At 68.3% G+C, this 3,181-nt stretch carries 1 protein-coding gene and 1 pseudogene; one reads left to right on the forward strand and one right to left on the reverse strand.

What is annotated here, in order from left to right; all coding sequences use genetic code 11:
* Nucleotides 1-652, reverse strand: a pseudogene (locus HKK72_RS37955) (hypothetical protein); the annotation flags it as partial.
* A 259-nt stretch (nucleotides 653-911) separates the two neighbouring features.
* Between HKK72_RS37955 and HKK72_RS37960 the strand changes: the two are divergent.
* A partial coding sequence (locus tag HKK72_RS37960) for a hypothetical protein (protein ID WP_187239218.1) occupies nucleotides 912-3,181 on the forward strand: 2,270 nt, incomplete at its 3' end.

A 3,181-nucleotide genomic window follows, 5' to 3' on the forward strand; every position in this document is an offset into this window, starting at 1 on the left:
GGTGCACCGCCTCGCGTGGACCGTTCCATCTCCGGCTCGCGACCAGTGCCTGCTCCAGCGCGATGCGGGCCAGGTCGTCAACGCGCGCGTCCGGCCGCAGGACCAGCCTGGCGACGACCGCCGTGGCGGACCCGTCCTCGGTGATCAGGCCGTTCTCGAGCAGCGTGAGCGCGCCGTGGCGGCGGGCTTCCGGCTCGTCGGCGAGCAGCAGCCTGGTCGCCTCCGTCTCCTGCTGCGAGGCCAGCTCGCCGGCCAGGTTCTCGCGGTACAGCGCGAGCGCCAGGTCGGTGGTCGTGGTCGAGACCGCGGCGATGTCGCCGTCGGACATCGACTGGTCGGCGTCGATGAACCATGCGAAGCCGAGCAGCAGGTCACCGTGCCGGATGGGGACACAGACCCTGGGCAGCATCTGCGGCTCATCGCATGCCGGTGTGCGGATCGGCTCCTTGGCCTGCATGATGCCGGCCTGCCGGAAGAACGCGATCACCTCCGGCGTGGTCTGCCGACGCAGCACCGACAGCCGGCGCACCTCGTCCATCGGCTCGACCTGCTCGCTGTACACGACGACCCGCTGACGGTGGTCCTCGATCAGCGCGGGCCGGCCGACGCGGCTGGCCAGCGAGTCCACGATCCTCTGAAGCTCTGAGACCATCGCACCGCTTTCAACAGGAGTAGCACTCTTTCTCCCGTACACCAGCTCTTTGACGGACGGTACCCCAGCGCACGAGCTGACCGTGAATCCCGACACAAGTCAGGGCGTTCACCCCGATGCTTCCTGCATCTGCACGGTGATCGTTCCGCGGGGCCGCCCATAGGATTCCGCCTCGCACGTCTGTCTCAGGAAGGTGTTGCCGATGCTTTCGACCCGAAGGTACAGATCCGTCCGCCGCCGACCGGCGAGAGCGCTGGCGGTGTTCACCGCAGTCTTGCTGGGCGTGTCGCTGAGCGCGGTCGGGACCGGCCAGGCCGCTCCGGCCGGGCATCGTCCGGGCGGACACGGTCCGGCCGGGCATGCCCCGCCCTTGCAGCCGATCGATCCACAGCGCTGGCAGGACCAGCAGGACATGACTTGGAACGACTACAAGCCGATTCCGGGCGTGAGCTGGGCCACCAACGGCGCGGTCCCGACCGATCGCGCGCTGCGGGTGGCGCTCGTGGCGATCGACTTCCCGGACCAGCCATTCGTGATCACTAAGCCGAAGCACTCCGACCCCTTCACCAACCCGCAGATCGATCCGGTCTCCCGCGAGCAGGTACCGCAGTTCTACGCCGACTTCTTCAACAAGCCGAGCGAGGTGAACCACTTCCAGACGCTCAACGGTTACTGGATGGAACAGAGCGGCGGCAAGCTCGGCGTCTCTTCGGTGACCTCCTACGGCGCGTACCGGATGCCGAAGAGCTCCTCCCAGTACGGCCTGAACGACATCGGCCAGACTCCGCCGAACGGCTGCCCAGGGCAGACCACGGTCGCCGGAGCGCAGGCCGACGTGTCCACCATCGCGGTGGACTCGACCAAGTTCTTCAAGGTCGGTGACCTGATCACCATCTCGGGGGTGACCCCGGGCGGGCAGAAGACCGTCACGGCCATCCCGGACGACACCCACCTCACGCTCGGCGGGACGGTGACCGTCGCGGACAAGTCGGGCATCAACAACTGCGCCGGGACCAGGCTGGAGACCGACGCCGACGCGCTGTGGCACGCCAACGCCGGCTGCACCGGCAACTGTGGCTATGACGTGGTCCTGCGGATCTACGCCGGCTACGACGAGACCTCGGTGTGGCAGGAGTTCGGCGAGATGAAGTTCCAGTCGCCGGAGGACGTGCCGCGCGAGGACTGGGGCAACCCGAGCCCGGCGCTGCCGAACACCGTCCCCAGCCGGTACGTGCCGTGGACGTCCTGGCTGGCCGGCTCACAACTGTGGGGCCAGTCCACCGTCCGGCAGGGTGAGAGCTCGGGCACGATCACGCACGAGCTGAGCCACTTCTTCTTCAGCATCGGTGACAACAACAACAACCCGTACGCCACGCCGTACCACCGGGCCGGATCGGGTACCTGGGACATGATGGACCGTGGCTCGTTCAACGGTCCGGGCGGTCCGCACAACCGCTGGCAGGTGCCCGCACAGCACGGCGCCTCGATGGGCGCCGAGCACACGCTGCGGAACAAGATCGGGATGGGTTTCGTGCCGTACGCCTCGGTGCTGCGGCTCAACCGGGACGGGCTCGCCTCGTCCGGCCTGGCGGTCGCCGACGTCATCGCCCGCGCGGTGAACGCCGAGAAGCTGCCGGCCGGTTCGCGGGCGGGCGTCCAGGTGTCCCTGGACGGCAGTGCGGCGGACCGCTCGCCGGCCTGCGACGTGAACACCAGCCCGGTGTGCGACGGTGGCGGGCCGTCGGGCGGCTGGAAGAACTACACGCTCGAGTCGGTGCAGCGGATCGGGTACGGCTCGTTCGGACCGGACAACGGCGTGCTGATCGCCAAGAACAAGCCGTTCGAGCCGGGCGGCCGGTCCACCGAGGGCTCGACCTGCGGTTACAACTGCTTCACCTGGGTGGCCGACGCGCACCCCGAGGACATCGACACCCTCGACTTCAAGCGCCCGGACGGTACCCCCGTGATGCGCACGATGGGCGACTACCGGCAGCTCAACGACGCGCTCTTCCACGCCGGAACGAACTCGGGCTCGAAGAACGAGTACGTCGACGCCGCCAACGACCTGCACTCCTACATCCTGGACAAGTACACCGACGCGAAGGGCCTCCTGCACTACATCATCGGCGTACAGAACCCCAAGGGCGCCGGGCCGCAGAAGCGCGGCGTGGCGGTGGCCAAGGGCAAGCCGGCCGGAAAGACCCCGGCCTGGGCCACGAACTGCACGTTCCCCGTCACCAACACCGGTAGAGCCGCCGCCACCGACCCGGCCCTGCACCCGCAGGACGAGCGGGCCTATCTGAACAACGACATCTACAAGCTGTCGAGCGCGGTACGCGGGTCGGGCTGGTCGGCGCAGCTGTACAACAACCTGACCACCGCCGCCTTCGGGAAGACCGTCAAGGTCCCGGTCTACGTGACCCGCACCCCGGGCAGCGACCACTCCGCCACGGTGAAGCTGACCGCGACCTCGGTGAGCAACCCCGGCAGGACGGCCACCGCCACCTGCAAGGTGAACGTCAACGACAC

Origin of the sequence: Actinomadura sp. HBU206391 (genome assembly GCF_014323665.1) — a bacterium.
GTDB lineage: Bacteria > Actinomycetota > Actinomycetes > Streptosporangiales > Streptosporangiaceae > Actinomadura_C.